Source organism: Rothia sp. SD9660Na, from assembly GCF_030064065.1.
Taxonomy (GTDB): domain Bacteria; phylum Actinomycetota; class Actinomycetes; order Actinomycetales; family Micrococcaceae; genus Rothia.
In genome coordinates, this window is the sequence record NZ_CP125946.1 from 1,026,570 (window position 1) to 1,052,933 (window position 26,364).

Consider the following 26,364-nt stretch of genomic DNA (forward strand, 5'->3'; position numbering starts at 1 on the left):
GCGTCCGCCTTTTGCGGCTGTGAGGGGAATGCTCAGGGTAGCTCAACTGTTAGGTCATAGAGAGATAACCTTGCCTGAACCGTCACATGTTGGGCTAGGCAGGTTTTCACGGTAGATTAGGTAGAGGAACCCAAGGAAAGGTAGGGTCTATGGCTCGCCTAGGCGATAGCACCACTCTTCCCAAATGCTCATTTTGTGGGAAGAACCAGCGACAGGTTCGTAAACTGATCGCCGGCCCCAACATTTACATCTGCGATGAATGCATTGAACTGTGCAACGAGATTCTCGAAGAAGAGCTCGCTGACGTGAAAGATTTGGGTGCCGTTGAAGAGCTCCCCACCCCGCGTGAAATCTTTGACCACATGCAGGAGTACGTGGTTGGCCAAGAGGCCGCCAAGCGTGCCCTCTCTGTTGCCGTCTATAACCACTACAAGCGTATTCGGGCCCAGCAGGGCCCTGCCTTTGAGGCCAAGGAGCTTTTGGCTACCGAGGGCGAAGACGTAGAGATTGCCAAGTCTAATATTCTCTTGGTTGGCCCCACCGGCTCGGGTAAGACCTACCTGGCGCAGACCCTGGCTAAGAAACTCAACGTACCTTTTGCCGTTGCCGACGCCACCAGCCTGACCGAGGCCGGCTACGTGGGTGAGGACGTTGAGAATATCCTGCTCAAGCTCATCCAGGCTGCTGACGGTGATATTGAAAAGGCCCAGCGCGGCATTATCTATATCGATGAAATCGATAAGATTTCCCGTAAGGCCGATAACCCCTCCATCACCCGGGACGTATCGGGCGAGGGAGTGCAGCAGGCTCTGCTCAAGATTCTTGAGGGCACCGAGGCAGCTGTACCCCCGCAGGGCGGGCGGAAGCACCCCCAGCAGGACTTCCTCAAGATTAATACAGCCAATATCCTCTTCATCGTCGCTGGTGCTTTTGCCGGTATCGAAGAGATTGTGGGCGGGCGAGTGGGCCGCAAGGGCATCGGCTTTGGCGCATCTATTGACCAGGCCGCTAAAGAGAGCGATATTCTCACCAAGCTCATGCCTGAGGATTTGCTCAAGTTTGGTCTGATTCCTGAATTTATTGGCCGTCTGCCCGTGCTGGCAACCCTGGGTAAGCTCACCGAATCTGACCTCAAGCGGATTCTGACCGAGCCTAAGAACGCCCTGGTCAAGCAATACAAGCGCATGTTTGCCCTCGACGGGGTCGAGCTGATTTTTGAGGACGCCGCCGTGGCAGCTATTGCCCGCCAGGCTGTTGAGCGAGATACCGGCGCCCGCGGTTTGCGCTCCATTATGGAGTCGATTCTGCAGCCGGTCATGTTCGATGTACCCAGCCGCTCAGACGTCACCTCGGTCATTATTGACGAGGCTGTTGTAGCGGGGGAGAAGGACCCGATTCTGGTGCTCGAAGCCACCGAGAAAAAATCTGCCTAAAAGTCTCACCCGCTGTCGGTGCCTCTGCGCGCTGGCAGCGGGCTCTTGCATCCCACCCCTGATTGAAAGGACAACCCGTGGCTGAAAATACCGTTGATTTTTGGTTTGACCCTACCTGCCCCTGGTGCTGGATGACCTCCCGCTGGATTAAAGAGGTTGAGATCCAGCGCGATGTTGCCGTCACCTGGCACCCCTTCTCACTCGCCGTCCTGAACGAAGGCCGCGACCTTGACCCGGGCTACCGCAAACACATCGACAACACCTGGGGCCCTGCCCGCGTGGCTACCGCCGTGGCAGAACAGTACGGCCAGGAAAAACTCGATGAACTCTACACCGCCCTGGGCGAGCAGATTCACCACCAGAAAAACAAAGAGGGCACCTACTTCGAGAAGGCTATCGAAGCTGCCCTAGCTGAGGTGGGTCTTCCTGCCGAACTAGCCCAGGTTGCCTTTACCGATGAATACGACGAGCAGATGCGGGCCTCAACTCGTGCAGGTCTAGACTCTGCTGGTGGTGATGACATCGGCGTGCCCCTGATGAGCATCAACGGTGTGACCTTCTTTGGCCCCGTGATGTCACCTGCCCCCACCGGTGAAGAAGCCGCTAAGGTCTTCGACGGCGCTGTGGCTCTGGCCTCTTACCCCGGTTTCTTTGAGATTAAGCGCTCCCGCAACGTCGGCCCGATTTTCACCACCGAAAAACAGTAACTAGCGGGCACTCAAAGCCCGTACTGTCGAATACACGATAAGGCCCGGTTCCAGACAATCTGGAACCGGGCCTAATCTTTTGATGTGCAGTATTGCTGGGCCTGCATACCCCCGCAGGCGGCTAGTTTTAGCTTTCTTCCTCAGTAATCAGCACAACGTCGGTGACCGCCAGCTCGTCCTCTGTCTCGGTGAGGGTGAGGTCGCGAGCGTTGCCAGCTGCCTTGAGGTCGCCAAGACCGCCACGGATGCGGGCGAGGTCGTCCGCTGAACCGGTGATGGTAGCGGTTTCAACCTCGGTGCGCTGCTTGACTTGGGCCTCTGACTTGGCCTTACGCAGGCCGCCCAGGGCAGCTGCTACGGTGGGCAGGACTGCGGGGTCGGCGTCCGCAACGGCGGCGGCAAAGCCGTCGGTGGTGGGCCAGGGGGCGCGGTGCACAGAGCCTGCTCGCCACCAGGACCAGATTTCGTCGGTGACGAAGGGCAGGAAGGGGGCGAAAAGGCGCAGCATGGCGTCGAGGGTGGTGGCCAGGGCTGCCAGGACGGAGGCCTGTTCGGCTTCACCGACGTTGCCGTAGGCGCGGTCCTTGATGAGTTCGACGAAGTCGTCGGTGAAGTGCCAGAAGAAGGTCTCTGAGATCTGCAGGGCACGAGCGTACTCGTAGTTCTCAAAGGCGGCGGTGGCTTCTTCAACCAGGGCAGCTAGGCGGGCTAGCAGGGAACGGTCGAGCTCGTTGGTGAGGACGCCTGCCGCGGCCTGGTCGGTGATGACCGAGTTGGCGGTGGCGCCCAGGCCGAGAACGAACTTGGAGGCGTTCAGCAGCTTGATGGCCAGACGGCGACCAATCTTCATCTGGGCCTCGTCGTAGGCGGTATCGGCGCCCAGCTTGGCGCTGGCTGCCCAGTAGCGCACGGCGTCCGAACCGTACTTTTCGAGGACCTCGTTGGGTACCACCACGTTGCCCTTGGATTTGGACATCTTCTTGCGGTCCGGGTCCAGGATCCAGCCGGAAAGGGCGGTGTCGGTCCAGGGCACGGAGTTCTCCAGGGAGTTGGAGCGAACCACGGTGGAGAAGAGCCAGGTGCGGATGATGTCGTGGCCCTGGGGGCGCAGGTCCATGGGGAAGGTGACCTTGTGCAGGTTCTCGTCCACGGCCCAGCCAGTGGCAATCTGCGGGGTCAGGGATGAGGTGGCCCAGGTGTCGAGGACGTCGGGGTCGGCAATGAAGCCGCCGGGTACGCCGCGCTGGTCTTCGGTGTAGCCGGGGGCGGCGTCCGAAGCGGGGTCGACGGGGAGCATCTCTTCACTGGGGATGATGGGCTCGTCGTAGTTGGGTTCGCCGTCGGCGTCGAGCTTGTACCAGATGGGGAAGGGCACACCGAAGAAGCGCTGGCGGGAGATGAGCCAGTCACCGTTGAGGCCTTCAACCCAGTTTTCGTAGCGGGAGCGCATGAAGGCGGGGTGCCAGGCGATTTCACGGCCGCGCTCAACCAGGGCGTCACGGCGGTCGGCGTCACGGCCACCGTTGCGGATGTACCACTGGCGGGAGGCCACGATTTCAAGGGGCTTGTCGCCCTTCTCGTAGAACTTGACCGGGTGGGTGATGGGCTTGGGATCGCCGTCCATTTCACCGGCTTCGACCAGCATCTCAACGACGGTTTTCTGAGCGGTGAAGACGGTTGCACCTGCCATGCGCTCATAGCGTTCGCGGCCCTCGGTGGAGGTAATCCACTCGGGGGTGTCGGCGGCAAAGCGGCCGTCGCGGCCGATGAGGGCGCGGGTGGGCAGCTGCAGTTCGCGCCACCAGGTAACGTCAGTGGTGTCGCCGAAGGTACAGATCATGGCGATGCCGGCACCCTTATCGGGTTGGGCCAGGGGGTGGGCCTTGATCTCGACCTCTACACCGAACAGGGGAGAGGTGACCTTGGTGCCGAAGAGGGACTTGTAGCGCTCATCGTCGGGGTGGGCGACCAGGGCAACGCAGGAGGGCAGGAGCTCGGGACGGGTGGTCTCGATCCAGACCTTCTCGCCATTCTCGCGGTGGAAGGAGATGCGGTGGTAGGCACCGGGGCGTTCCTTGTCTTCAAGTTCTGCCTGGGCTACCGCGGTGCGGAAGGTGACATCCCACATGGTGGGGGCCTCTGCCATGTAGGCATCGCCGCTCTTAAGGTCGTTCAGGAAGGCCAGCTGGGAGACCTTGCGGGAGTGGGCGTCGATGGTGCGGTAGGTGTGTGACCAGTCGACGGACAGACCCAGGGTGGTGAAGAGCTCTTCGAAGACCTTTTCGTCTTCTACCGCCAGGATCTCGCACAGCTCGATGAAGTTCTGACGGGAGATACGGGGCCAGTCGCGCTGGTTCTTAGCGGGCTTTTCGGGAGCCTTGAAATCGGGGTTGTAGGGGATTGCCGGGTCGCAGAGTACGCCGTAGTAGTTCTGCACGCGGCGTTCGGTGGGCAGGCCGTTGTCGTCCCAACCTAGGGGGTAGAAGACGTTCTTGCCCTTCATACGCTGGTAGCGGGCGATAACGTCGGTCTGGGTGTAGGAGAACATGTGACCGACGTGCAGGGAACCGGACGCGGTGGGCGGCGGGGTATCGATGGAGTAGACCTGCTCGCGGGTGGTGTTGGGGTCGAATGCGTAGGTCTTGTTGGCGGCCCAGTTCTCGGTGAACTTCTTTTCGAGGCCTTCAAGGCCGGGCTTCGCGGGGACGGTAATTTCTACGGTGTTTTCTGCGGGCGTGTCTGTGCCCTGGTTGATTTCAGCCATGTGGCCTATTCTCTCACGAATAAAAATATGTTGCAGGTTAGGCTAGTGCTATGACTACTACATCACTTCCCGCTAATCCCTTTGCCCCCGATGCTCAGGCCGGTAAGGTCGCCGTGGTGACCGGTGCCTCCTCGGGTATCGGCCGTGCTACTGCCGAGCTCATGGCCGCGACAGGCTGGACGGTCTACGCCGTAGCCCGCCGCGCCGACCGCCTCGAAGAACTTGCCTCGCGCACCCAGGTGCGCCCGGTCGTCCTCGATATTACGGACGCCGACGCGGTAGCTGCCCGCGCCCAGGAGATTCTGAGGGAAACCGGCGGCCGCCTCGATGCCCTGGTTAATATCTCCGGCGGTGCTATTGGGGCTGATTCTGTAGCTAATGCTGACCCCGCTGGCTGGTCGGCCATGTTTGAGCTCAACGTGATTGGCACCCTCAATATGGTCAAGGCCTTCCTGCCAACCCTGCGCGAGAACGGCCAGGGTACCGTGCTCAACCTGACCTCAACCGCAGCCGAAGCCGGCTACGAAGGGGGAGCGGGCTACAACGCTGCCAAGTTCGGGGAGCGGGCCCTGACCGAGACCCTGCGCCTCGAAGAGGCCGAACATAACGTGCGTGTGATTGAGGTACGCCCCGGCATGGTACACACCGAAGAATTCTCCCGTAACCGCCTGGGGTCGGACGAGGCTGCCGCTAAGGTCTACGCTGGCGTTGAGAAGCCCCTGCTAGCTGAGGACGTCGCCCAGACCGTCACCTTTGCCGTGAACATCCCCCAGCACATCAACCTGGACCACATCACCATGCGCCCGGTTGCCCAGGCCGCCCAGTACAAGGTGATTCGTCGGCCCGCAGCCTCCTAGCCGGGGCGGGTAGGGGGCGGGGTGAACCTGCGTCATCTTCTTGAAAGCAACTAGCCAGCCTGCTTAGTATGAGAAGAGGGAGCCCACTACGGTAACCAACCATCAATCAAAGGAGATGATGACCGTGAAACGCAACCCCCATACCAGCCCCGCCCTCGCCGATCGGCCGGCCTGCTGGCGTCCTGCTCTCGGAATGCTGGCCCTCGTGCCCCTCCTGGCCGCCTGTGCCGGTGGCGGTGAAGCCCCAGTGGGGGAAGCCCCAGCGCAGGTACCGGCTCAGAGCTTTGCTGTTTCTACCTCTGCGACTGCACCGGCAAGCACCCCTTCGCCTTCAAACTCGTCAGTGACAGCCGTGCCTCAGGTTGTTGAGGACTCCTGTCGGGACCGTTGCACCCACTACGAAACCATTGATGTCACCCACCCCACCCTCGGGCCGGTAGAGATTCGCACCTATGGCTGGGATATGAACCCGGGGTCAGCCCCTTCCCAGATGCAGCTGGCCTACGCCGTTTACCAGGACGGCCAGCCCATCGGCTTCTACGAGGGCCTGGGCAATACCTACGCCTTCATCACTACGCATACCGTGATGGGCAATATGACGTGGGACCTTGCCAGCGGCTCCAACATCGACCGCTACGGCAACATCTACCTGGCAACGGATAGGTCCGTGGTCGTCCTAGCACCCACCGATACCGGGTACAGCCAGGAGGGTACTCTACCCTCTGCGCCGGTAGAGAAACCGCGGTTCGAGATTCAGCCCTTCTTCGACGAGGCCGGTGAGCCCGCTGCTGGCCTGCACCTCGATGCGGACGGAGAAGCCTACCTTGTTCTAGGGCAGGACGACAGCGGAGAAGTACGGCAGGTCAGCATTACCGGGCCGCTGGGGGAAGAGGGCTCGACCGTTTACACCGGTTGTGCCAGCACTGAGCCCCGCTGCGGTTTCATTGTTGACCGCTAGGTTGTACAGTGGGTGGGGTCAGCCCCACCCACTGTGCTGTATGAGCAGCAGACTGGAGCCCCATGATTCACCTGGTCGCCACCTCCCACGGTACCGATAACCCCCAGGGCCGCGAAGCCGTCAAACTCATCCGTGAGCAGCTCACCGCCCTGGTCGAGGCCCAAGCCCCTGGAACCTACACCGTGCACGAAGCCTACGTGGATGTGCAAGAACCCGCCCTGCCGCAGGTGCTGAAGGACCTGCCGTCCGGAGCAACCGCCGTCCTGGTGCCCCTGCTGCTCTCACCGGGCTACCACACCGAATACGACATGAAGCAGGCAGCCGCCAAAGCTACCCACCTGACCACCGCGGTTGCTAGAGCACTAGGCCCCTCAGCGGCCCTGGCTAAGCTCCAGCGCCAGCGCCTTGAAGAAGCGGGCTGGGACGGCTACGACGACATCGCCCTGGCAGCAGCGGGCTCGTCCCGGGCTGACGGCCGTGAAGCCGTGCTCTACCAGGCAGAAGTTTTCAGCACCCTGCTCAGCCGGCAGGTGCCCTACGGCTTTATCGCCGATATTGAGCCCACCATCGACGAGGCATGGGAGAGCAACCAGGCAGAATATATCTCTACCTATCTACTGGCTCGCGGCTACTTCCACAGCAAACTCACCAAGGCTTATCAGGGAACAGAAAAAGCGGCCGTCACCGAGCCGCTGGTGCTCCCCGGTGACGCCGCTTCCGCTGCGGTTGTCGCTTCGGTTGCCCTAGAGAGGGCCACCGAAGCCTTAGCCGCTCTTAGCGCTTAACCGCTACCGCCTCGAAGGTCTCAGCAGGTTCAACGTAGGCCTGCTGGGACTCAATCAGCTGCAGTTCACGCTGGCCCGAGGCCAGGGTATTCTTCAGCAGTTCGTAGACGCTGGCAGTGGTGAGTTCCAGGGCTTCCTTTAGGCTCTTGCCCGAGGCGAAGTGAGAGGCAAACAGGGCCTGGGTGACGTCACCTGAGCCGTTGGCTTTCATGGGCAGGCGCGGGGTAGTAATCAGCCAGGCCTCATCGCCCGAAACAGCCAGCATCTGGATTGAATCCTCGGGGGTTTCGGGGGTATTCACGCTGGTCACCAGCACGGTTTGGGGGCCAATCTTTTGGGCTGCAGCCACAGACTCAAGAACCTCTTCCAGGGTCTTGGGGGCGGTGCCGGTTACAAAGCCCAGCTCAAACTGGTTGGGGGTGATGATATCGGCGTGCTGGATCACGCGGTCGCGAATGAGTTCCTGCACCTCGGGGGAGACAAAGCAACCGCTGGTGGCGTTACCCAGGACGGGGTCGCAGGAGTAAAGGACGTCCGGGTTGGCTGCGCGGGCCTTGGCAACGGCATCGAGGATGGCGTCACCGATGGAAGAGCCACCCTGGTAGCCAGAAATGACCAGAGCGGTGTCGGTCAGACCGCCGCGCTCTTCAATACCGGTGACAATGTCGCGGACGTCGTCGCCCGAGATCAGCGGGCCGCGCCAGGCACCGTAGCCGGTGTGGTTCGAAAAGAGGACGGTATTGACGGGCATGACCTCGTGGCCAAGGCGCTGCAGGGGAAAGACGGCGGCTGAATTACCTACGTGGCCGTAGGCAACAGCGGACTGAATAGACAAAATACGCATAAACACCATTGTGGCACGCCCCGGGTCTACCTGCGGTACGCACGTTTCATTAGATGACAAGTAAGCCTGCAACCAGTGGCGCACAGTAGTGGGCTGCAAGGGCCTCAAGCAAACCTAGGGGCGTAAAAATTACCCCCGGTGAAGACCTATGACGTAAAAATGTCGCCCCGTGACCTGGCACCCGCAATAACTCGACCACCCCGTCCCCATAAGCCTAGACTTTCAAACAATTCGACCCTAAGAACTGTTATGAAAGGAGCGCTATGGAACCCTCACCCGTGAGCTTTAAAAACTTTGGTCTTGGCTCACCGGCCGCAGCGCTGGAAGATCCGGCTATCAGCCCGGAGGGCACGCCCGAGCCCGCCCAGCTCTCAGACGCCGAGAAGGAAGCCAACCAGCAACTCGTAGATCGCTATGCCGAAGCCCTCTACGATGCAAGCGCCGAAGAAATCCTGACCTGGGCCCATGAGCACGTGAGTGGCATGCTTGTCGTTACCTTCTCGATGGGAAACACCGTGCACCTGGGGCAGGGGCGAACCAGCACTGTCACCCACATCGATACCGCATACGGTGAGGTTGCCACTGCTTCTGTTGGCGATTCCATCGTGGGTGCGTCTGGCAGATGACATCGACCTTTCCCGAGGCGACCTGGTTGCCGGTTCCGACCGGCCCGAGGGCAGCCGGGGACTTACCGCCACCCTGCAACTGGCAGAAGACCTACCGGTCGAATCCTACACCGGGCGCGGACTGGTGGGCTCCCTACTGCTGATTAACCAGGCAGACGGCAACTCCCTAGCCGCAGGTCTCGTCCGCTAGCGGCCCTCACAGAACGAACACCACCATGAACAAACTACTACTCATCGCTCTAGGCGGTCTGCTTGCCCAACTGGTCGACGGCAGCCTTGGCATGGGCTTCGGGGCCACCTCAACCACCCTGCTGCTAGCCCTGGCCCGGCCAGCGCCTCGGCAGTTGTTCATGTGGCAGAACTCGGTACCACCCTCGCCTCGGGCGTCAGCCACTGGCGGTTCAACAACATCGACTGGAAGGTCGTGTTGCGACTGGGCCTGCCTGGTGCAGTAGGGACCTTTGCCGGAGCGACCCTGCTCTCCAACCTCTCCCTGGCTACCGCCAAGCCGGTCATGGCAACTATCTTGACCCTTATTGGCATCAACCTGGTACTCCGCTTCTCCACCGGCCGCCGTGCCTCCCGCGGTACCGGCGCTCCCGCCAACCCCCGCACGCTCGGCTTCCTCTGGCTCTTCGGTGGATTCGTGGACGCCGCCGGTGGGGGAGGCTGGGGCCCGGTCACCAGCTCAACCCTTATGACCATCGGCAAAACTGAACCCCGCCGGATCGTGGGCAGGGTGAACACCGCCGAATTCCTGGTCACCTTCGCCGCCAGCCTGGGCTTTATCTTGGGAATGCGGCAGGACCTCACAGAGCACCTGCTCGCCGTCTTTGCCCTGTTGGCCGGTGGCGTCCTCGCCGCTCCCGAGATGCCCGCCGTCACTGGCGACCACGTGGGAGTACACGCGCAGAAGGATGGCAAGTTCTACATCGGCCTGACACCCACCGTGGGCCGTATTAGCGGCACCCAGCTCATTGACCTGGCCAACCTGGTTGAAAAGTACGGTTCGTCGCGCCTGCGCACCACCCCCTACCAGAAGCTTGTCATGCTTGACCTTGAAGAAAATGATGTTGAGCCCTTCATCACCGAAGCTGAGAAGCTGGGCTTCTACGCGCGTCCGTCCGTCTTCCGCCGCTCCACCATCGCCTGCACCGGCATCGAGTATTGCAAGCTGGCTATCGTGGCGACCAAGTCCACTGCCGCCCGCGTCATCGATAACCTCGAAGAGCGCATGGCCGATGTGGCTGACCAGCTGCCTGAGCGCTTGCCCCTGCACATCAACGGCTGCCCCAACTCCTGTGCCCGTATTCAGACCGCAGATATCGGGCTGAAGGGTCAGATTATTACCACCGATGACGGCCGCCGGGTACCCGGCTTCCAGGTTCACCTCGGCGGTGGTTTGGCCGACTACCAGAATGACGCCGCCGGAACCCTTGGCCGTACTGTGCGCGGCCTCAAGGTGAGGCTGACCTGCTGGAAGACTACCTCGAACGCCTGATCCGCACCTACCTGGCTGAGCGGGCGGACGCCTCCCAGACCTTTGCGCGCTGGAGGCGGACGAGCAGCAGCTGGTCTAGAACCAGTCTTTCGACGCATCCGCCGGTTTTCCATTGTTTATGCGTGGAAAACCGGCGGAAGCGTCGAAGTTATAGGTACACCCCGGCGGACGCAAAAGCCCGCTTCAGTTTCTCTGCCAACAGGTACGGCCGGTAGATAACCTCATGCCAGTTGGTCCGCACGACGTTGTAGCCTTTACCGCGGAGCCAGGCTTCACGCTCATTCTGCTGCCCAAAAACCTGTTCCCGGTTTGAACCTGCGTATTTGATATTTCCGTCAAACTCTAAAATGATCATGCACTCAGGCCACATAAAATCAGGCCGGTAGCGCCGTCCGCCGCCCTCAACCCACACCTGCTGCTGGCAGGGCGGAAAGCCAAACTCGTTTAAGAAATAGACCACTAGACTTTCACCGGCAGATTCGGAAAGCGGATTGACCAGGTCAGCCAATCTCTGTAGTCGGTTACTGCCGCGGCCCGTAGCCTGGCGTAAACATGTCAAGAGATCGGGGTAAAGAACCCCAGCCCGTAAGGAACTATTGGCCAGTACGAGGGCATGGCGTAGGTCGAGAACCCGGCAGCAGTCCACCACTGTCTGCAGGGCAGATGTTACGGGAACACCAGCTATCTCTTGGGGTTTACTCGTTAGCCCGTGCACGGTGACGCCCGGTGAAGAATGGGCTCTAGAATTCGGCGCTGCAACGTGGATGCGTTCAGGAACAGTCAGCTGAGCAAAACCATAGAGAGCCGCAGCGCTCTGATGCGAAAAAACTGTTCGAGCCCCCATACCTTTTGAATACGCAACCAGCTGGGCCACATAGCGTTCACTCGGTAGGAGCGAAGACCAGCTCTGTGAGGGCACATAGACCCCGCGGCGTATTCTGACAATCTCGCCGCGGGACACTTTTTGACGTACAGCATGACGGGTAAAACCGCGCAGCTCCAATTCTCTAGCTGTCTGAACTAAGGGGTGAATATCGTGCAGGCTTTTCATGTATCTAGACTGCACCGAATAAGCAATCGCCACCGGCCACCCCTGAAAATCTGTGGATAACTCTGCCCTTGAACCGGTTTCAGGAAAGGTTTTGAGGGGCCCTCAGGTCATGCAGGCGTCATATATCTTGAAGTGAGGAGGGTCTGAACAACCTGTCCGGACCACCCCGGTGGGGGCGCGTCCGTCCGGATTTCTAGCACCCTACTGAACCTTCGACGCGCCCGCCGGTTTTCCACGGTTGAGGCATGGAAAACCGGCGGACGCGTCGAAACTAGGAGGAAGGCACAACGAGAGCACGGAAAAGGACTCGGGACGAGGACGTCGGCCCCGGCTCGAAAAGTCGCCGTGGTAGCTGCTGCCTAGTGAGTCTCAAAAGCCCTTGCCATGACCTCTTCGCGGCGGGGCCCGGCAACCGCGCACACCTCACCCAGGGTAATCACGGCAGGCGGCTTCACCTCGGCCAGGGTTTCAAGGCAGTCACCCAAGGTCGCGTAGATCTCGCGCTGGTTGGGGCGGAAACCGTCCTGCACCGCAATCATGGGTAGGGACGCCGACACCCCGCGCTCGCGCAGACCGGCAACGGTATGGGGCAGGGACTTGACGCCCATGAGCAGGGAGACCGTGCCGCCGTCCTTGAGCAGACCCGCCAGCTGGTCCAGCTCCGAGCTGCCTAAAGGTGCGTGCCCAGACACCACGGTGAACATGTGGGACACACCGCGCAGGGTAATCGGCACACCAGCCAGAGCGGGCAGCGCGATCGATGAGGTCACTCCCGAATACACCGTGACCGGTATGCCGGACTGCTCACAGACATAGAGCTCCTCAGCACCGCGCCCGAAGACGTAGGGGTCACCGCCCTTCAAGCGGGCTACGGTTCGACCGGCTAGGGCATGCTCCACCATCAGCCGGTCAATCTCCCGCTGCGGCACCCGGTGTTGGCCGGGAATCTTGCCCACATCAATAATGCTTGCCTTAGGTGCCCAGCGGGGTAGGTCTTGGTGGGGAGCAAGATGATCAAGCAGGACGACGTCTGCCCGGCTCAGTGCCTTAAGGGCATAACGAGTCATGAGGCCGGGATCTCCCGGGCCTGCACCAATCAAAAAGACCCTGCCAACCCGCTGGGGCGCCGGTTCGCTATCGACAAGCAGCACCGCGTGCAGACCCCTGCCGCCCAGGGCGTCCTTGATCGCCTGCCGCCAGCTCCCAATCTCATCGGGCTGCTCGGCACAGATGACCACTACAGAGGGGGAGAAACCTTCTAGAGCAGAGGGGAGTAGGTCAGCAGAGTAGACACTCATGACTTCAGCCGCCGCCTTATACTTGGGCGCAACCTGCCCCACCCGCTCTGATGCTCCGCAGAGCAGCACCGCGGCACTGGTGACATCAAGATCAGCGAACACGCCGTATCCTCTCCCTAGAAAACTCGCTACCCCTTATCCTCACACGGGTCGGGTAGCTTCACCCACTTGCGTGACCTCGCATGAACCGGAATATTACAACCTTGTCACACGAGGTCACACGGCGGTAGCTAGCCGGCGTGCACCGGCAAACTTGCCCCGGCAATCAAAACCTTCTCGCCGGCGTCCTCACCCTCAAGATCACCATCGGCCTCAGCCGCAGCAATTTCTGCCTCGGTAGCCGGGCGGATCTGGTCGCGTTCCAGCACGTACATGCGGTCACCCGCTGAATTAGCCTCTGGCTCGTTCACAAAAGCCCTAAAGCGGCGCAGGCGTTTCTCGTCGCGCAGGGTGGCGGCCCACTCGTCCTCATAGTGGTCAATGTGGTACTGCATATCGGCATCGAGCTGGTCGCAGATGCCCAGCTTATCGTCGATAATCACCTCGCGTAGGTGCTCGATAGCGTCGCCAAACTTTTCATCGAGATCCTCGGCCCAGCGGGCGGTACGCTGGAGCTTATCCGCGGTGCGGATGTAGTACATGAGGTAGCGGTCAATATAGCGGTAGGCGGTTTGCTGGTCGAGATCCTGGGCGAAGAGGCGGCCGTGGGCGGGGTTAGCGCCGCCGTTGCCCGCAAAGTAGAGGTTCCAGCCGTTGGTGGTGGCAATCAGACCGACGTCCTTGCCCTGGGCCTCAGCGCACTCGCGGTTGCAGCCCGAGACAGCTACCTTGAACTTGTGGGGAGAACGCAAACCCTTGTAGCGGTTTTCCGTATCAATGGCCATAGCCACCGAATCGCGCATACCGAACCGGCACCAGGCAGAACCAATACAGGACTTCACATTGCGCAGGGACTTACCGTAGGCCTGACCCGACTCAAAGCCCGCATCGACCAGCCGCTGCCAGATGTCGGGCAGCTGCTCTAGACGGGCGCCGTACATGCCGATACGCTGTGCGCCGTTAATCTTGGTGTAGAGCCCATAGTCAGCTGCCACCTGGGCAATAACCGCCAGCTTCTGCGGAGTAATTTCTCCACCGGGGATACGGGGAATCACACCGTAGGTGCCGTCCTTCTGCATGTTAGCCAGGTTGCGGTCGTTGGTGTCCTGCAGGGCGCCGCGGCCGCCGTCCAAGGCGTAGGACTTGCGGGTCGAAGCAAGGATGGACGCCACGGTCGGCTTACAGATGGCACAGCCGTCGGTACCCCGCCCAAAGCGCTTGAGCACTGCGTAAAAATCATCAAGGTCACCCACGGCGTAGACCGCCTGGAAGAGCTCAGCGCGCGAAAAATCAAAGTGCTCGCACAGGGCCTTTGAGACTGTCAGACCCAGTTTCTTCATGGTCTGTTCGAGGGTCTTTTGAATCATGGGAACGCAGGAGCCACACTGGGTACCCGCGGTTGTTTCAGACTTGACCGCACCCACATCGTGCGCCCCTGCTTTGACTGCCTCACGCACTGCACCGAAGCAGATATTGTTGCAGGAACACAGCACCGCGTCATCGGGCAGCTCGGTATCGGGCACTCCATCCCCGCCACCTGTGGCGGTGAGAAAGGCGGACGGCTCCGCGGGCAGCTCCCTGCCCAGCAGCGGCTTCAGCGAATCGTAGGGGGCGGTATCACCCACGAAGACACCACCGAGCAGGGTCTTTGCGTCGGCGGTGGTCACAATCTTCTGGTAGAGCCCTCGGGCAGGGTCGGCGAACATGATCTCTAGGCAGTTCTCGGTGGCACCGCGGCGGTCGCCAAAGCCAGCAACCTCAAGGCCCGAGAATTTGAGCTTGGTGGCAATATCGAAGCTTTCAACCTCTTCGTGGCCGCCGGTGAGGTTAGCTGCCACAGCTTCAGCCATCTGGTTTGCAGGAGCCACCAGACCCCAAGTGCGGCCGAGCACACAGGCCACCTCACCGATAGCCCAAATATGCGGGTCTTCCGATTGACAGCTGGGGGAGACTACCAGGCCGCCGCGCTCGCCAACCTGAAGACCCGCGTCCCGCGCCAGCTGGTCGTTGGGGCGGATGCCCGCCGCCATCATGACCAGGTCAGCATCGAGCTGGTGCACATCGGCCTCATCGCCCATGCCGTTAGCAACCGATACCGAGACAACCTCACCGGCAGCATCTTTGTTGATGGTTGAGATAAAGGCACCGGTTTCAACATCAATACCTGCCTCGCGGATAGCAGCATTGACCGCAAAGCCGCCGCCCTGGTCTACCTCAATCGATAGCAGCCAGGGAGCCACATCGAGAATGGTGGGGTCAGCTCCTACATCTCGCAGACCCTCTGCTGCCTCAAGCCCCAGCAGGCCGCCACCGACCACGATAGCGCGGGGGCGGCGTCCTAGCTTTTCCGTAAGACGGGCAACCTCCGCAACCACCGTTTGCACATCATCGATGGTGCGGAAGACGTGGGCGCTGTCGGAGCCAGGAATGGGAATCTTGACCGCCGATGAGCCGGTAGCAAGAATCAGTTCATCGTAGGGGTAGGTCTGGCCGTCGTTTGCGCTGACGGTGCGGTTCTTGCGGTCGATTGCGGTTGCGCTAACACCGTTGACCAGGGTGACGTGAGGGTTATTCCATAGGTCTGGATCACCGAGAGTAAGGTCGCGGTTGGTGTCGTGAAAAATCTTCTCTAACGCTACACGGTCATAGGGCAGGTGTTTCTCGGCATTGAGCACTGTAATGTGGGAGGCGCCGGCGTCCTTGTCAAGGAATGCCTTGGCGAACCTCCAGGCTGCTGGTCCACCTCCAATCACCAGGACCTTACGCTGGCTGGGGGTGTGGGGATCGGTGGACATATATGCCTCCCTAGTGTGGGTTCATGCCGGTTTAATGCGTATTTCTAATGCTAATATTAGCTTAAAGGCAAGGTAAACCCACGCAAACACAAGCAGTTAAACATAAAAAGGAAGAGTATCGTGACAACTCAGTGGCACCGAATCTGCACAAAAGACGACCTGGAACCCAACTGGGGTGAAGCAGCCCTCATCGATGGGCATCAGTACGCGGTCTTCCGCACCGCAAGTGACTCCATCTTTGTCACCGAGCATAAGGATCCCGCCTCTGGTTCACTGGTGATTGCCCGCGGAATTGTTGGTGAAAAGGGCGGCGAGCCCACCGTGACATCACCTCTCTATAAAGAGGTGTACTCACTGGTCAGCGGTGAATGCCTTTCTGGTGCAGATTTGCGCCTCGCGGTTTACCCCGTTGACGTGCGCGATGGAGAAGTATGGGTGGAGCTCCCCGCGTGAATCAGCGCCTGCCGCTAGCCCTTAATCTGGGCGGACGCCGGGTGCTTGTCGTGGGGGCAGGGCGGGTTGCTGCCCGCAAACTTGGCCCCCTCATGCGTGCCGGTGCTTGCATTGAAGTGGTTGCACCCGCTCTGAGTGCCGAAGTTGAAGAAAAATTGGCTGCCGGGCACCTGATTGCCCACCGGCGTCCTTTTGAATCTGATGATCTCGATGGGGCTTGGTTAGTCTATGCCCTGACTGATTCACCCGCGCTTAATGCACGAGTAGCGGCACTGTGTGAAGAACGGGGAATCTGGTGCCTGGCGGGTGGGGACTCGCAGAGGTCTCCTGTATGGTCACTGGCCCACCGCAGGCGGGGCGATCAACTGGTGGCTGTTTCTGGCGGGGGTAACCCGCGGCGAGCGCTTGCCCTGCTTGAGCGCATCACCAGCGAATTGGGTTGGAATAAAAAATAAAAATATAGTGACATGGGACACGCAGCTTGGTAGTCTGGCTGCAATGTATATACAACCCCTTTGTTGTGGAGGTCGCTATGTCCATGCAGTCCTGGAGTCAGGAACCCACCGCTGCCATTGATACGGTGCGCCAACCTGGTGCAGGTAAAGATGCTGTCAAGCTTATTGCCTGCTCGGCGCTTGGCATTTTCATGTTCTTTATTCCCATCACTTACCAGGATAAAACCAGCATTCCACTGGACCATCTGGTAACCATCGCCAGATCCCTGCTCGGCCCGGTTGTTCCCTGGCTCCTTCTGGCACTGATAGCTTTTGGCACCACTCGTCCCTTTATCCAGAGGACCTGGCGGGCCAGTACCACCAAAACGATTTTCGCCCTGCTGAACATCGTGGGTTTCATTACCGCAATCCTGATGGTGACCAGCCCGCCCAGCTGGCTAGACCAGCCCGGCGTCGGCCCCTTCCTCTGGGGCACCCTGGTTGGCTCCGTCGGGCTCATCGTGCCCATCGGTGCAATCTTCCTGGGCTTCCTCATCGGTTTCGGGCTCATGGAGTTTGTGGGGGTCTTTGTGCGCCCCGTCATGAAACCCCTCTGGAAGACCCCGGGACGCTCAGCCGTGGACGCTGTTGCAAGCTTTGTCGGGTCCTACTCACTGGGCCTACTCTTGACCAACCGCGTCTACAAATCAGGCGGGTACACCGCCAAAGAGGCAGCCATTATTGCCGTAGGTTTCTCAACCGTCTCTGTTACCTTCATGGTGGTTGTAGCTAATGCTCTGAATATCATGGACTACTGGCTGTTGTATTTCTTCACCAGCCTGGTTGTCACCTATCTGGTAACCGCTGTATTGGTTCGTATTCCACCGCTCTCCCGTATACCCGATGAGTACTACCCCGGTGTCACACCTCAGCCTGAAAAAGCAGTTGGACGCGATAAGCTCAAGGTAGCCTGGGCTCAGGCTCGCGCCACCCTACAGGCATCGCCTGGAATCGCAGCGACCATGTGGCTCAACTTCAAAGACGGCCTGTTGATGGCTTCATCGATTCTTCCCTCCATCATGTCGGTGGGCCTTATCGGCATTCTGCTGGGCCGCCACACTCCGCTCTTCGACTGGGTCGGCTGGCTGCTTTACCCCTTCACCTGGGTGGCTGGCATGGCAGATCCCGCCGGTGCCGGTAAAGCAGTTGCTCTGGGGTATGTCGAGATGTTTCTTCCCGCCTCGGCAATTGGGCCCGAAGCAGACCTCACCACCCGATTTATTGTCGCTGTCGTCTGCGTATCAGCGGTCATCTTTCTCTCGGCAATGGTGCCCTCGATTCTGGCTACAGATATTCCCCTGAAGTTCTGGCAACTGACTGTGATCTGGTTTGAACGAGTAGTGCTGTCAATCGTGCTGACTGCACCGATTGCCCACCTGCTCCTGTAGCACCTGCATCAACCTTAGTATCAAAAAGCCCGCCCCGCCTGTATCAGGTGGGGCGGGCGTCCTTGTGCCTAGCTTAGGTGCAGGGTCATGTCGTGCCAGACGGCACCGCCGTGGGTTGATTCTGAAACCCCGTCAAGCTCAAAGCCGAGTTTCTCATAGAAGCCAATGAGTTCCTTCTTGCAGGTAAGAATCACTCCTGTACGCCCCTGCTCCCTTGCCTGCTCGACCAGCTGATTTATCAGGGCGGACGCATACCCCCGGCCCCGGTGGGCCGGGCGGGTGTTGATGCCAAACACCGTCTGGTAAGCCCCGTGCCGGGTATGTGAAGCAGGGTTCTCATAGAGGTCATCAAAGATAACGGGGGAGTCGGTTACCAGCCCGTCGATAAAGGCAACAACTTCACCGTCAGCTTCAAGCACCCAAAACTGCTCACCAAAAACATCAAACCTGGCCCGCAGGTCGCTCTCACTGGCTGCTTCAGCCGCCGGGAAGCACTCGGCCTCAATGGCTGCAAGGGTGGGTAGGTCTTCCTGCTGTGCCCGGCGAATCTCAACACGGGCGTCCTGCTGCTGAGCAGCAGCCGTGTCAAGCCCGGCCAAAGTCTGCCCACCAACACCCCAGTCGGTGCGTGGCACCTCGTTGAGCACCACCCATACCGAACTTTCCTTGGTGCCCATCACCCGGGCATAGGTGCGGGTGAGTTCAGCAATCAGCTCGGCCTTCTTCTCATCAGACTGAGTAGATGCATACGAGACATTAATGAGGGGCATGGTGTTCTCCTGGGTAGTGCTTGAACCCAAGTCTAGCGGCGTATTAGGGGCGTGTTTATCTTGAGCGTCCACCAGACTCTCGCAGTGCTTAGGTCTCAAATGGGCGGTGCAAGATTCTTGTGGACACTTAGCTCAGCACCGTCATATTGCGTCACGGCTGCACCGTTTTAAACGCGCTCGCCGTGCACTGGTGCGCAAAGCGCTATCCACAGGAGGTGCCTACCTAGCGAAATGTGTCCGGCTCAGCGCACAATCTGACCATGAAATCTCCAGAAGAAATTGCTATGGCTGTGCAGACCACACAGGATCTATTCGCACGAGGCATGAACAAGGACGCACTCGCCCGCGCGGTCGCTCGCGGCGAGTACCAGCGGCTTGGCTACGGAAGCTATATGGAAAGCGGTTTTCACTCTCAGCTTTACCCTAGTCAGCAGTATCTGGCTCGTGTCATCGGGTATGGCAGAAGCAGACTCAAAACCTCGGTGCTATCCCATTATTCAGCGGCAGCGGTACACGGGATGTGGCTACTCAACATACCTACTGCTATCCATACAGTAGGTCAGGCACACGGTACCCCTTCACCACGGGTTGTGCGGCATAGAAACAGCCGGTCCGAAACCGAGAAAAGTTTGGGTGTGGATGTAACCGCACCGCTCGATACGGTTCTTCACTGTATGATAGTGATGAAATTCGAAGAGGCACTTGTGCTTGCTGATAGTTCTTTGCGGAAGATTGAGCACCAAAAACTGGCCCAGGCCTTACGGAGGCTGTCTGGTCGTGGTTCTGTGCAGGCTCGCGTAATTGCAGATATGGTAAGCCCTCTCAGCGAGTCGCCGGGGGAGAGCCTGCTGCGGCTTTTCTTGATGAGGTGTGGTGCGCCTAAGCCAGTTGAGCAGCAGCCGTGTCAAGCCCGGCCAAAGTCTGCCCACCAACACCCCAGTCGGTGCGTGGCACCTCGTTGAGCACCACCCATACCGAACTTTCCTTGGTGCCCATCACCCGGGCATAGGTGCGGGTGAGTTCAGCAATCAGCTCGGCCTTCTTCTCATCAGACTGAGTAGATGCATACGAGACATTAATGAGGGGCATGGTGTTCTCCTGGGTAGTGCTTGAACCCAAGTCTAGCGGCGTATTAGGGGCGTGTTCATCTTGAGCGTCCACCAGACTCTCAGGCCGTCCACCAGGGGAATAAGCACTTTGAGAGTCTGGTGGACGCTCGCGGAATAGGAGAGGGAGAGATGAGAGGACGCCGCCCGCCAGCAGGTGCGGCCCAAGGTGAGCACAAGGGCGGGGGTAAGAATTGTAATTTAGGTTCCCCCGCTCACCCTGCCAGCTGGCAGTAATCCCCTATCTTGGGGCGGGGCGTCCGCACCTGTACTACATCTTGTGCTCACACGCCTGTAATTCACGCCCCGCCCCGGCGGGCGCCTGCCAGAAAAGCTAAAAACCCGTTAGACAGCCACCGCCCCTGCCCCTAAAATAGGTAACAGTTGCAATGACCCGGCTATCACCGGCGAGCAATCCGGAAGAACAGGTTATACCTGCACACCCCCGTAATTCGTTGCGACGAGGGGAGTGCGCGGAATAGATATAGCCCCAGTAGACCCGGACGGGTAAGCCCGAAACAGCTGTCATGAAGCGACTGATAACCGGTTCGACCCTGCGCTGGGCGCAACCTACCTCATCTCACGAGACGGTAGGTTGCCCCGGCGCAGACCCATACCCGCCCGCACTTTCGGTGCGGCTCGGGGTGGGGTCGAGCCGGTTGACGTAAGCAAGGTGGTACCGCGCAGGCTCCTTACCCGTCGAGCGGACGGGGGAGGGCAGGCGTCCTTGCACCCCAAGTACTAGGCAGACAAGAACCTAAGGGCGCAACCATGACCAACAAGCCTGTTTACCCCAAGGCAAGTGCAAGCGGAGCCAGCTTTGTGGCCGCTTCCCCCTCTTTCCCCGCACTCGAAGAAGCAGTGCTGGACTACTGGAAGAAGGACGGAACCTTCCAGGCATCCATTGATAACCGCGACGCCGGCGAGAACGGCGCTAACGAGTTCGTCTTCAACGATGGCCCTCCCTTTGCTAACGGCCTGCCCCACTACGGCCACCTGCTGACCGGCTACGTCAAGGACCTGGTCGCCCGCTACCAGACCCAGCGCGGCCACAAGGTCGAGCGCCGCTTCGGCTGGGACACCCACGGCCTGCCCGCTGAGCTTGAAGCCATGAAGCAGCTGGGCATGACCGACAAGCAGCAGATCATCGAGATGGGCATCGACAACTTCAACGACGCCGCCCGCGCCTCGGTGCTCAAGTACACCAAGGAATGGGAAGAGTACGTTACCCGTCAGGCCCGTTGGGTGGACTTCGAGAACGACTACAAGACCCTGAACGTGGAGTACATGGAGTCCGTCATCTGGGCCTTCAAGCAGCTGCACGATAAGGGTCTGACCTACGAGGGCTTCCGCGTGCTGCCCTACTGCTGGAAGGACGAAACCCCGCTGTCCAACCACGAGCTGCGCATGGACGATGACGTCTACAAGGAACGTCAGGACCCGTCCGTTACCGTGGCTTTCCGTATCACTGACGACGCCACCCTGGCCAAGCACCCCGAGGTCGTTGCCGAACTAGCAGGCGTTGAGGCTCTTGCCTGGACCACCACCCCCTGGACCCTGCCCACCAACCAGGCTCTGGCTGCTGGCCCCGAGATCAGCTACGTCGTCGTACCCGGCGCCGGTGAGCTGGAAGGACGCCGCTTCCTGCTGGCTGCCGACCTGCTGGGCGAGTACGCTAAGGACCTGGGCTATGCGGATGCTGAAAAGCCCGCGGACGCCGCCCGCGAGGCCGTCCTTGCCACCTACACCGGCACCCAGCTTGAAGGCGTGCGCTACGCACCCCTGTGGGACTACTTCACCGACGCAGAAAAATTCGGCACCGAGAAGGCCTGGCAGATTCTGGTCGCCGACTACGTGACTACCACCGACGGTACCGGCCTGGTCCACCAGGCACCCGCCTACGGTGAGGACGACCAGAAGGTCTGCGAGGGTTACGGTATCCCCGTGATTCTGTCCATCGACGAGGGTGCCAAGTTCCTGGACCTCTTCGCCGACTCTTCCCTGGCTGACGGTGCCCCCCTGGCTGAGATTGCAGGCGTCCAGATTTTTGAGGCTAACCGCACCATCATCAACACCCTCAAGGCTGATGGCGTTCTCATCCGTGAGAAGTCCTACGTTCACTCCTACCCCCACTGCTGGCGCTGCCGCACCCCCCTGGTCTACCGCGCCATCACCTCCTGGTACGTGCGCGTGACCGACTTCAAGGGCCGCATGAGCGAGCTGAACGAGGACATCAACTGGATCCCCGAGAACGTCAAGCACGGCCAGTTCGGCAAGTGGGTTGAGAACGCCCGCGACTGGTCCATCTCGCGTAACCGCTTCTGGGGCTCCCCGATCCCGGTCTGGGTCTCTGATGATCCCAACTACCCCCGCACCGACGTCTACGGCTCCCTGGCTGAGCTGGAAGCCGACTTCGGCCGCCTACCCCTGAACAAGGACGGCGAGGTCGACCTGCACCGCCCCTACATCGACGAGCTGACCCGCCCCAACCCGGATGACCCCACCGGCAAGTCCACCATGCGCCGTGTGGAGGACGTGCTGGACGTCTGGTTCGACTCCGGTTCTATGCCCTTCGCCCAGTTCCACTACCCCTTTGAAAACAAGGAGTGGTTCGAGGCCCACTACCCGGCAGACTTCATCGTTGAGTACATCGGCCAGACCCGCGGCTGGTTCTACACCATGCACATTCTGGCCACCGCCCTCTTTGACCGCACCGCCTTCGAGAATGTCATCGCCCACGGCATCGTGCTGGGCTCGGACGGTCAGAAGATGTCGAAGTCCCTGCGTAACTACCCGGACGTCTCCGAGGTTCTGGATCGCGACGGCTCGGACGCCATGCGCTGGTTCCTGATGTCGTCCCCGATTCTGCGCGGCGGCAACCTGATTGTGACTGAGCAGGGCATCCGCGAGGGCGTCCGCCAGGTCATGCTGCCCCTGTGGAACGTCTACCACTTCTTCGCCCTTTACACCAACGCTACCAACAACGGTGCAGGTTACGAGGCCAAGCTGGTCACCGAGGCCGAGCACGTGATGGACCGCTTCATCCTGGGTAAGACCCGCCAGCTGGTTGCCGAGGTTACCGAGGCCATGGACGCCTACGATGTATCTGCCGCCTGCGAGGCCCTGCGCACCTACACCGACGCCCTGACCAACTGGTATGTGCGCCGCTCCCGCGAGCGCTTCTTCAACGAAGACACCGCGGCCTTCGACGTGCTCTACACCGCCCTGGTGACCTTCGTAAAGATGGCGGCCCCCCTGCTGCCCCTAACCACCGAAGAAATCTACCGTGGTCTGACCGGGGAGCGTTCGGTTCACCTGACCGACCTGCCCTCACCGGCGGATTTCAAGGACGAGGCTGAGCTGCTGGCCCTGATGGAGACCACCCGCGCTGTGGCCTCGGCAGGTTCTGCCCTGCGTAAGGCCCACAAGCTGCGTGTGCGCCAGCCCCTGGCCGCCCTAACCGTGGCGGTTGCCGGTGGCAAGGACCTAGCCGGTACCTTTGAGTCCATCATCGCTGATGAGCTCAACATCAAGGCGGTTGAGCTTCTGGATGCCGCCGAGGTGGCTCCTGCTGACTTCGGTATCTCCCAGCAGCTCAAGGTCAATGCCCGCGCCGCAGGCCCCCGTCTGGGCAAGCAGGTGCAGGTTGCCATCAAGGCGTCTAAGAGCGGGGACTGGAAGGTCACCGAGGACGGCACCGTTGTGGTTGGTGCCGATAATATGGCCCTGGAGCTGGGCGAGTACGAGCTTGAAACCGTGGTCGCAGAAACCGACGGCGTCGCAGAGCGCGCCGTCTCGGTTCTACCCGGCGGCGGCTTCCTGGTCCTTGACACCACCCTCACCGACGAGCTGCGCGCCGAGGGTACTGCCCGCGACGCCGTCCGCGCCATCCAGTCTGAGCGCAAGGACGCCGGCCTGAACGTCTCAGACCGCATCGAGCTGACCATCACCGCCCCCGCCGCCGATCTTGACGCCCTTAAGAAGCACGAGGAACTGGTGGCCGGTGAGACCCTGGCTGTGGCCGTGACCTACCTCGAGGGCGCTGAATTCTCAGCGACCGTGAAGAAGGCATAGATGACCAAGGACAACATGGAGCTTGACCCCGTGTTTGCCGAGATTGCTGCCGAGGGCGCTCGCGCTGACGACGCCCTCGGCGTAGCCTCGGTCTACGCCGACCTGCTGGCTCGTGCCCCCGAGCACAAGATGGCCCCCCGCCTCGACGCCATGACTCGCGCCGTGGAAATTCTGGGCGAACCCAATAAGGCAGCCCCGGTCATCCACATCACCGGCACCAACGGCAAAACCTCAACCGCCCGCATGATCGAGCGCCTGCTCATGGCGCACGACATTCGTGTGGGCCGCTACACCAGCCCCCATATTTCCAAGGTCACCGAGCGGATCTCGATTGACGGGGCGCCCGTGGCAGATTCCACCTTTGTGCGTATCTGGGGCGAGATTCAGCCCTACCTGCAGATCGTGGACGCTGAACTTGAGGCAGCCGGTGCCCCCCGCATCACTTACTTTGAAGCCCTCACTATCCTGGCTTTCGCTATTTTCGCCGACGAGCCGGTGGACGTGATGGTACTTGAAGTCGGTATTGGGGGTTCCTGGGACGCCACCAACGTCGCCGACGCTACCGTATCGGTGGTGACCCCCATCGGCCTTGACCACACCGACATGCTGGGGGAGACCCTCGCCGAGATTGCCGGTGAGAAGGCAGGGATTATTAAGGACGGCGGTTTCCTGGTTTCTGCCGCCCAAGACCCCTCTGCTGCCCAGGTACTCCTGGAGGCGGCCCGCTCCCGCAATGCCGATTACCGTTTTGAGGGCCTGGAATTCAAGGTCCTCGAGCGCACCGCCGGTGTGGGCGGGCAGCTGCTCACCATCCAGGGGCTAGCTGGCCGCTACGAAGACATAGCCCTGCCCCTCTTTGGTGCCCACCAGGCCCAGAACGCCGCTGTGGCCCTGGCCGCGGTTGAGGCTTTCTTGGGCGGGGGAGAGAAGGAACTAAGCCTCGACCTCATCAAGCTAGCCTTTGGTGAGGTGCGCTCGCCGGGCCGTCTTGAGGTGGCCCGCACGGAGCCGCCCGTGGTGCTCGATGCCGCCCACAACCCCCACGGGGTCACTGCGTCGGCAGCTGCCTTCAAGGAGTCCTTCAGCTTCGAAGAGCTCCACCTGGTGGTGGGTATCCTGGGTGAAAAAGACGCCTCGACCATGCTGAACCTGCTCTTCGACGAGTACGTTGACCGGGCCGACTGGCGCACGGTGCTGCACCTGACTAAGTCAGACTCGCCGCGGGCCATCGCGCCTGAGGAACTGGCTGAGCTGGCCTTCGACGCTGGTTTTGATGAAGACGCCATCGAGACCTACGAGAACATTCCCGATGCTCTGTCCGCAGCGGTGACGGCAGCAGCCGATGTACCCAACCTGAACTCCGCGGTACTGGTCACCGGCTCTATTACCGTGGTGGGTGAAGCTAGCACCCTGCTCGGACTGTAAAGGAGAGATGATGGCGAGAATGACGCGCGCCCAGCGCGAATGGCGTCCCAATCAGCCCAAGAAGCAGCGCTCTATCAAGGTCATGTTTACCTCGATGGTGCTCTCGCTCGAAGCCCTGGTTGCCTTCTTTGCCACCCTGGCCATCTTTGGCCACCACTTCAACGATCCCACCTGGGTCAAGGTGCTGATTTGGGCAGTGGGTCTGGCTCTGGCGGCAGCCCTGCTGGTTACCCCGGCCTTCCTAAAGAAGCCCTGGGGATACCACCTGGGCTACGGTCTGCAGGTTGCTCTGATTCTGGTGGGCTTTGCCCTGCCTTCTATGTTCTTTGTGGGAGCGGCTTTTGCTGTGGCCTACTGGTACGGGGTCACCCGCGGTGCCCGCCTGGACGCCGAGAACGCCGTCCGCGCCAAAGAGCAAGAAGAATGGGAGAAGGCTAACCCCGCCTAGCGGGGTCTCTGATAGGGTTAGGGTGAAAACTTGCCCCTGACCTATCAAAGGAGATTGTCATGACCGAGCGTACCCTGATTCTGGTCAAGCCCGACGGTGTTGAACGCAACCTCACCGGCCAGGTGCTGGCCCGTTTCGAGCGTAAGGGCTACCGCATTGCTGAGTTGAAGATGCTGGTTCCCTCCCGTGAGCTGCTTGAGCAGCACTATGCGGAACACGAGGGCAAGCCCTTCTACGAGCCGCTGGTGTCCTACATGGGATCGGGCCCCGTGGTTGCCCTGGTGCTCGAAGGTAACGGCGTGCTTGAGGGTGCCCGTACTCTCATGGGTTCCTCAAACCCCACCACCGCTGCCCCCGGCACCATCCGCGGCGACTTTGGCCGTGACTGGGGCGAGAGCGTACAGAAGAACCTGGTCCACGGCTCAGACTCACCCGAGTCGGCAGAACGAGAAATCGTGCTCTGGTTCGGTGCCTAAGCACCCCGCTGA

The 26,364-nt window shown here is 60.5% G+C and carries 21 protein-coding genes and 1 pseudogene; 15 read left to right on the plus strand and 7 right to left on the minus strand.

The features are described from left to right. Positions 1 to 149 precede the first annotated feature (149 nt). Positions 150 to 1,433 carry an ATP-dependent Clp protease ATP-binding subunit ClpX gene (gene clpX, locus QM007_RS04955; RefSeq protein ID WP_283490816.1) on the plus strand — a complete coding sequence of 428 codons (1,284 nt, stop codon included), beginning with the start codon at positions 150 to 152 and terminating at the stop codon, positions 1,431 to 1,433. Positions 1,434 to 1,510: 77 nt separating this feature from the next. Beyond that, on the plus strand, positions 1,511 to 2,140 hold the full coding sequence (locus tag QM007_RS04960) for a mycothiol-dependent nitroreductase Rv2466c family protein (RefSeq protein ID WP_283490817.1): 630 nt from the start codon (positions 1,511 to 1,513) through the stop codon (positions 2,138 to 2,140). A 127-nt stretch (positions 2,141 to 2,267) separates the two neighbouring features. Here the strand turns inward: QM007_RS04960 and valS are convergent, their stop codons facing one another. Further along, the gene (valS, locus tag QM007_RS04965) at positions 2,268 to 4,904 is read right to left on the minus strand and encodes a valine--tRNA ligase (protein ID WP_283490818.1); all 2,637 of its coding nucleotides are present in this window, start codon (positions 4,902 to 4,904) and stop codon (positions 2,268 to 2,270) included. Between the two features lie 50 nt (positions 4,905 to 4,954). Here valS and QM007_RS04970 point away from each other — a divergent pair, with 50 nt between their 5' ends. The 3 genes from QM007_RS04970 to QM007_RS04980 all read left to right on the plus strand — a co-directional run bounded on the left by QM007_RS04970 (position 4,955) and on the right by QM007_RS04980 (position 7,504). Further along, a complete protein-coding gene (locus QM007_RS04970; RefSeq protein ID WP_283490819.1) occupies positions 4,955 to 5,761 on the plus strand; it encodes an SDR family oxidoreductase in 807 nt (268 codons plus the stop codon). A 124-nt stretch (positions 5,762 to 5,885) separates the two neighbouring features. Beyond that, positions 5,886 to 6,719 carry a hypothetical protein gene (locus QM007_RS04975; protein ID WP_283490820.1) on the plus strand — a complete coding sequence of 278 codons (834 nt, stop codon included), beginning with the start codon at positions 5,886 to 5,888 and terminating at the stop codon, positions 6,717 to 6,719. Between the two features lie 62 nt (positions 6,720 to 6,781). Next, complete coding sequence (locus tag QM007_RS04980; RefSeq protein ID WP_283490821.1) at positions 6,782 to 7,504, plus strand: sirohydrochlorin chelatase; 723 nt, start codon at positions 6,782 to 6,784, stop codon at positions 7,502 to 7,504. Here QM007_RS04980 and pdxY read toward each other — a convergent pair. After that, a complete protein-coding gene (gene pdxY / locus QM007_RS04985) occupies positions 7,494 to 8,348 on the minus strand; it encodes a pyridoxal kinase PdxY (protein ID WP_283490822.1) in 855 nt (284 codons plus the stop codon). The genes QM007_RS04980 and pdxY overlap by 11 nt on opposite strands. A 263-nt stretch (positions 8,349 to 8,611) precedes the next feature. On the opposite strand from pdxY, the gene QM007_RS04990 reads away from it, so the two are divergent. The 3 genes and pseudogenes from QM007_RS04990 to QM007_RS11105 form a co-directional block, all read left to right on the plus strand. Then, the gene (locus tag QM007_RS04990; protein WP_283490823.1) at positions 8,612 to 8,974 is read left to right on the plus strand and encodes an adenine nucleotide alpha hydrolase family protein; all 363 of its coding nucleotides are present in this window, start codon (positions 8,612 to 8,614) and stop codon (positions 8,972 to 8,974) included. Continuing rightward, entirely contained in the window at positions 8,958 to 9,164 is a 207-nt protein-coding gene (locus QM007_RS04995) for a hypothetical protein (protein WP_283490824.1), read from the plus strand. The genes QM007_RS04990 and QM007_RS04995 overlap by 17 nt, the downstream gene beginning before the upstream one ends. A 162-nt stretch (positions 9,165 to 9,326) precedes the next feature. Next, positions 9,327 to 10,528: pseudogene (locus QM007_RS11105) on the plus strand (TSUP family transporter); the annotation flags it as partial. A 95-nt stretch (positions 10,529 to 10,623) separates the two neighbouring features. Here QM007_RS11105 and QM007_RS05010 read toward each other — a convergent pair. The 3 genes from QM007_RS05010 to nirB form a co-directional block, all read right to left on the minus strand. After that, positions 10,624 to 11,526 (minus strand): hypothetical protein, encoded by a 903-nt coding sequence (locus QM007_RS05010; RefSeq protein ID WP_283490825.1) that lies wholly within the window; start codon positions 11,524 to 11,526, stop codon positions 10,624 to 10,626. A gap of 359 nt (positions 11,527 to 11,885) precedes the next feature. Continuing rightward, positions 11,886 to 12,926: a uroporphyrinogen-III C-methyltransferase gene (cobA, locus tag QM007_RS05015; RefSeq protein ID WP_283490826.1), complete on the minus strand. Its 1,041-nt coding sequence runs from the start codon at positions 12,924 to 12,926 to the stop codon at positions 11,886 to 11,888. Positions 12,927 to 13,054: 128 nt separating this feature from the next. Then, positions 13,055 to 15,718: a nitrite reductase large subunit NirB gene (gene nirB, locus QM007_RS05020; protein ID WP_283490827.1), complete on the minus strand. Its 2,664-nt coding sequence runs from the start codon at positions 15,716 to 15,718 to the stop codon at positions 13,055 to 13,057. A 120-nt stretch (positions 15,719 to 15,838) separates the two neighbouring features. Here nirB and nirD point away from each other — a divergent pair, with 120 nt between their 5' ends. The 3 genes from nirD to QM007_RS05035 all read left to right on the plus strand — a co-directional run bounded on the left by nirD (position 15,839) and on the right by QM007_RS05035 (position 18,053). Further along, entirely contained in the window at positions 15,839 to 16,171 is a 333-nt protein-coding gene (gene nirD, locus QM007_RS05025) for a nitrite reductase small subunit NirD (RefSeq protein WP_283490828.1), read from the plus strand. Further along, positions 16,150 to 16,626 (plus strand): precorrin-2 dehydrogenase/sirohydrochlorin ferrochelatase family protein, encoded by a 477-nt coding sequence (locus tag QM007_RS05030; RefSeq protein ID WP_283490829.1) that lies wholly within the window; start codon positions 16,150 to 16,152, stop codon positions 16,624 to 16,626. Before nirD ends, QM007_RS05030 begins: the two co-directional genes overlap by 22 nt. A gap of 77 nt (positions 16,627 to 16,703) precedes the next feature. Beyond that, entirely contained in the window at positions 16,704 to 18,053 is a 1,350-nt protein-coding gene (locus QM007_RS05035) for a YjiH family protein (RefSeq protein ID WP_283490830.1), read from the plus strand. Between the two features lie 68 nt (positions 18,054 to 18,121). Here QM007_RS05035 and QM007_RS05040 read toward each other — a convergent pair whose 3' ends face one another. Further along, positions 18,122 to 18,823, minus strand: coding sequence for a GNAT family N-acetyltransferase (locus QM007_RS05040; RefSeq protein WP_283490831.1), 702 nt, complete (start codon positions 18,821 to 18,823; stop codon positions 18,122 to 18,124). Positions 18,824 to 19,702: 879 nt separating this feature from the next. Next, positions 19,703 to 19,984, minus strand: a complete 282-nt coding sequence (locus tag QM007_RS05045) for a tautomerase family protein (protein WP_283490832.1) — start codon at positions 19,982 to 19,984, stop codon at positions 19,703 to 19,705. Positions 19,985 to 20,700: 716 nt separating this feature from the next. Between QM007_RS05045 and ileS the strand changes: the two genes are divergently transcribed. Genes ileS through ndk form a run of 4 tightly spaced genes read left to right on the plus strand, consistent with a single transcriptional unit; the run spans position 20,701 to position 26,352 of the window. Next, positions 20,701 to 24,003: an isoleucine--tRNA ligase gene (gene ileS, locus QM007_RS05050; RefSeq protein WP_283490833.1), complete on the plus strand. Its 3,303-nt coding sequence runs from the start codon at positions 20,701 to 20,703 to the stop codon at positions 24,001 to 24,003. Further along, complete coding sequence (locus tag QM007_RS05055) at positions 24,004 to 25,428, plus strand: bifunctional folylpolyglutamate synthase/dihydrofolate synthase (protein WP_349361500.1); 1,425 nt, start codon at positions 24,004 to 24,006, stop codon at positions 25,426 to 25,428. A 7-nt stretch (positions 25,429 to 25,435) separates the two neighbouring features. Further along, entirely contained in the window at positions 25,436 to 25,876 is a 441-nt protein-coding gene (locus tag QM007_RS05060; protein WP_502949079.1) for a DUF4233 domain-containing protein, read from the plus strand. Positions 25,877 to 25,935: 59 nt separating this feature from the next. Further along, on the plus strand, positions 25,936 to 26,352 hold the full coding sequence (gene ndk, locus QM007_RS05065; RefSeq protein ID WP_283490834.1) for a nucleoside-diphosphate kinase: 417 nt from the start codon (positions 25,936 to 25,938) through the stop codon (positions 26,350 to 26,352). Positions 26,353 to 26,364 lie beyond the last annotated feature (12 nt).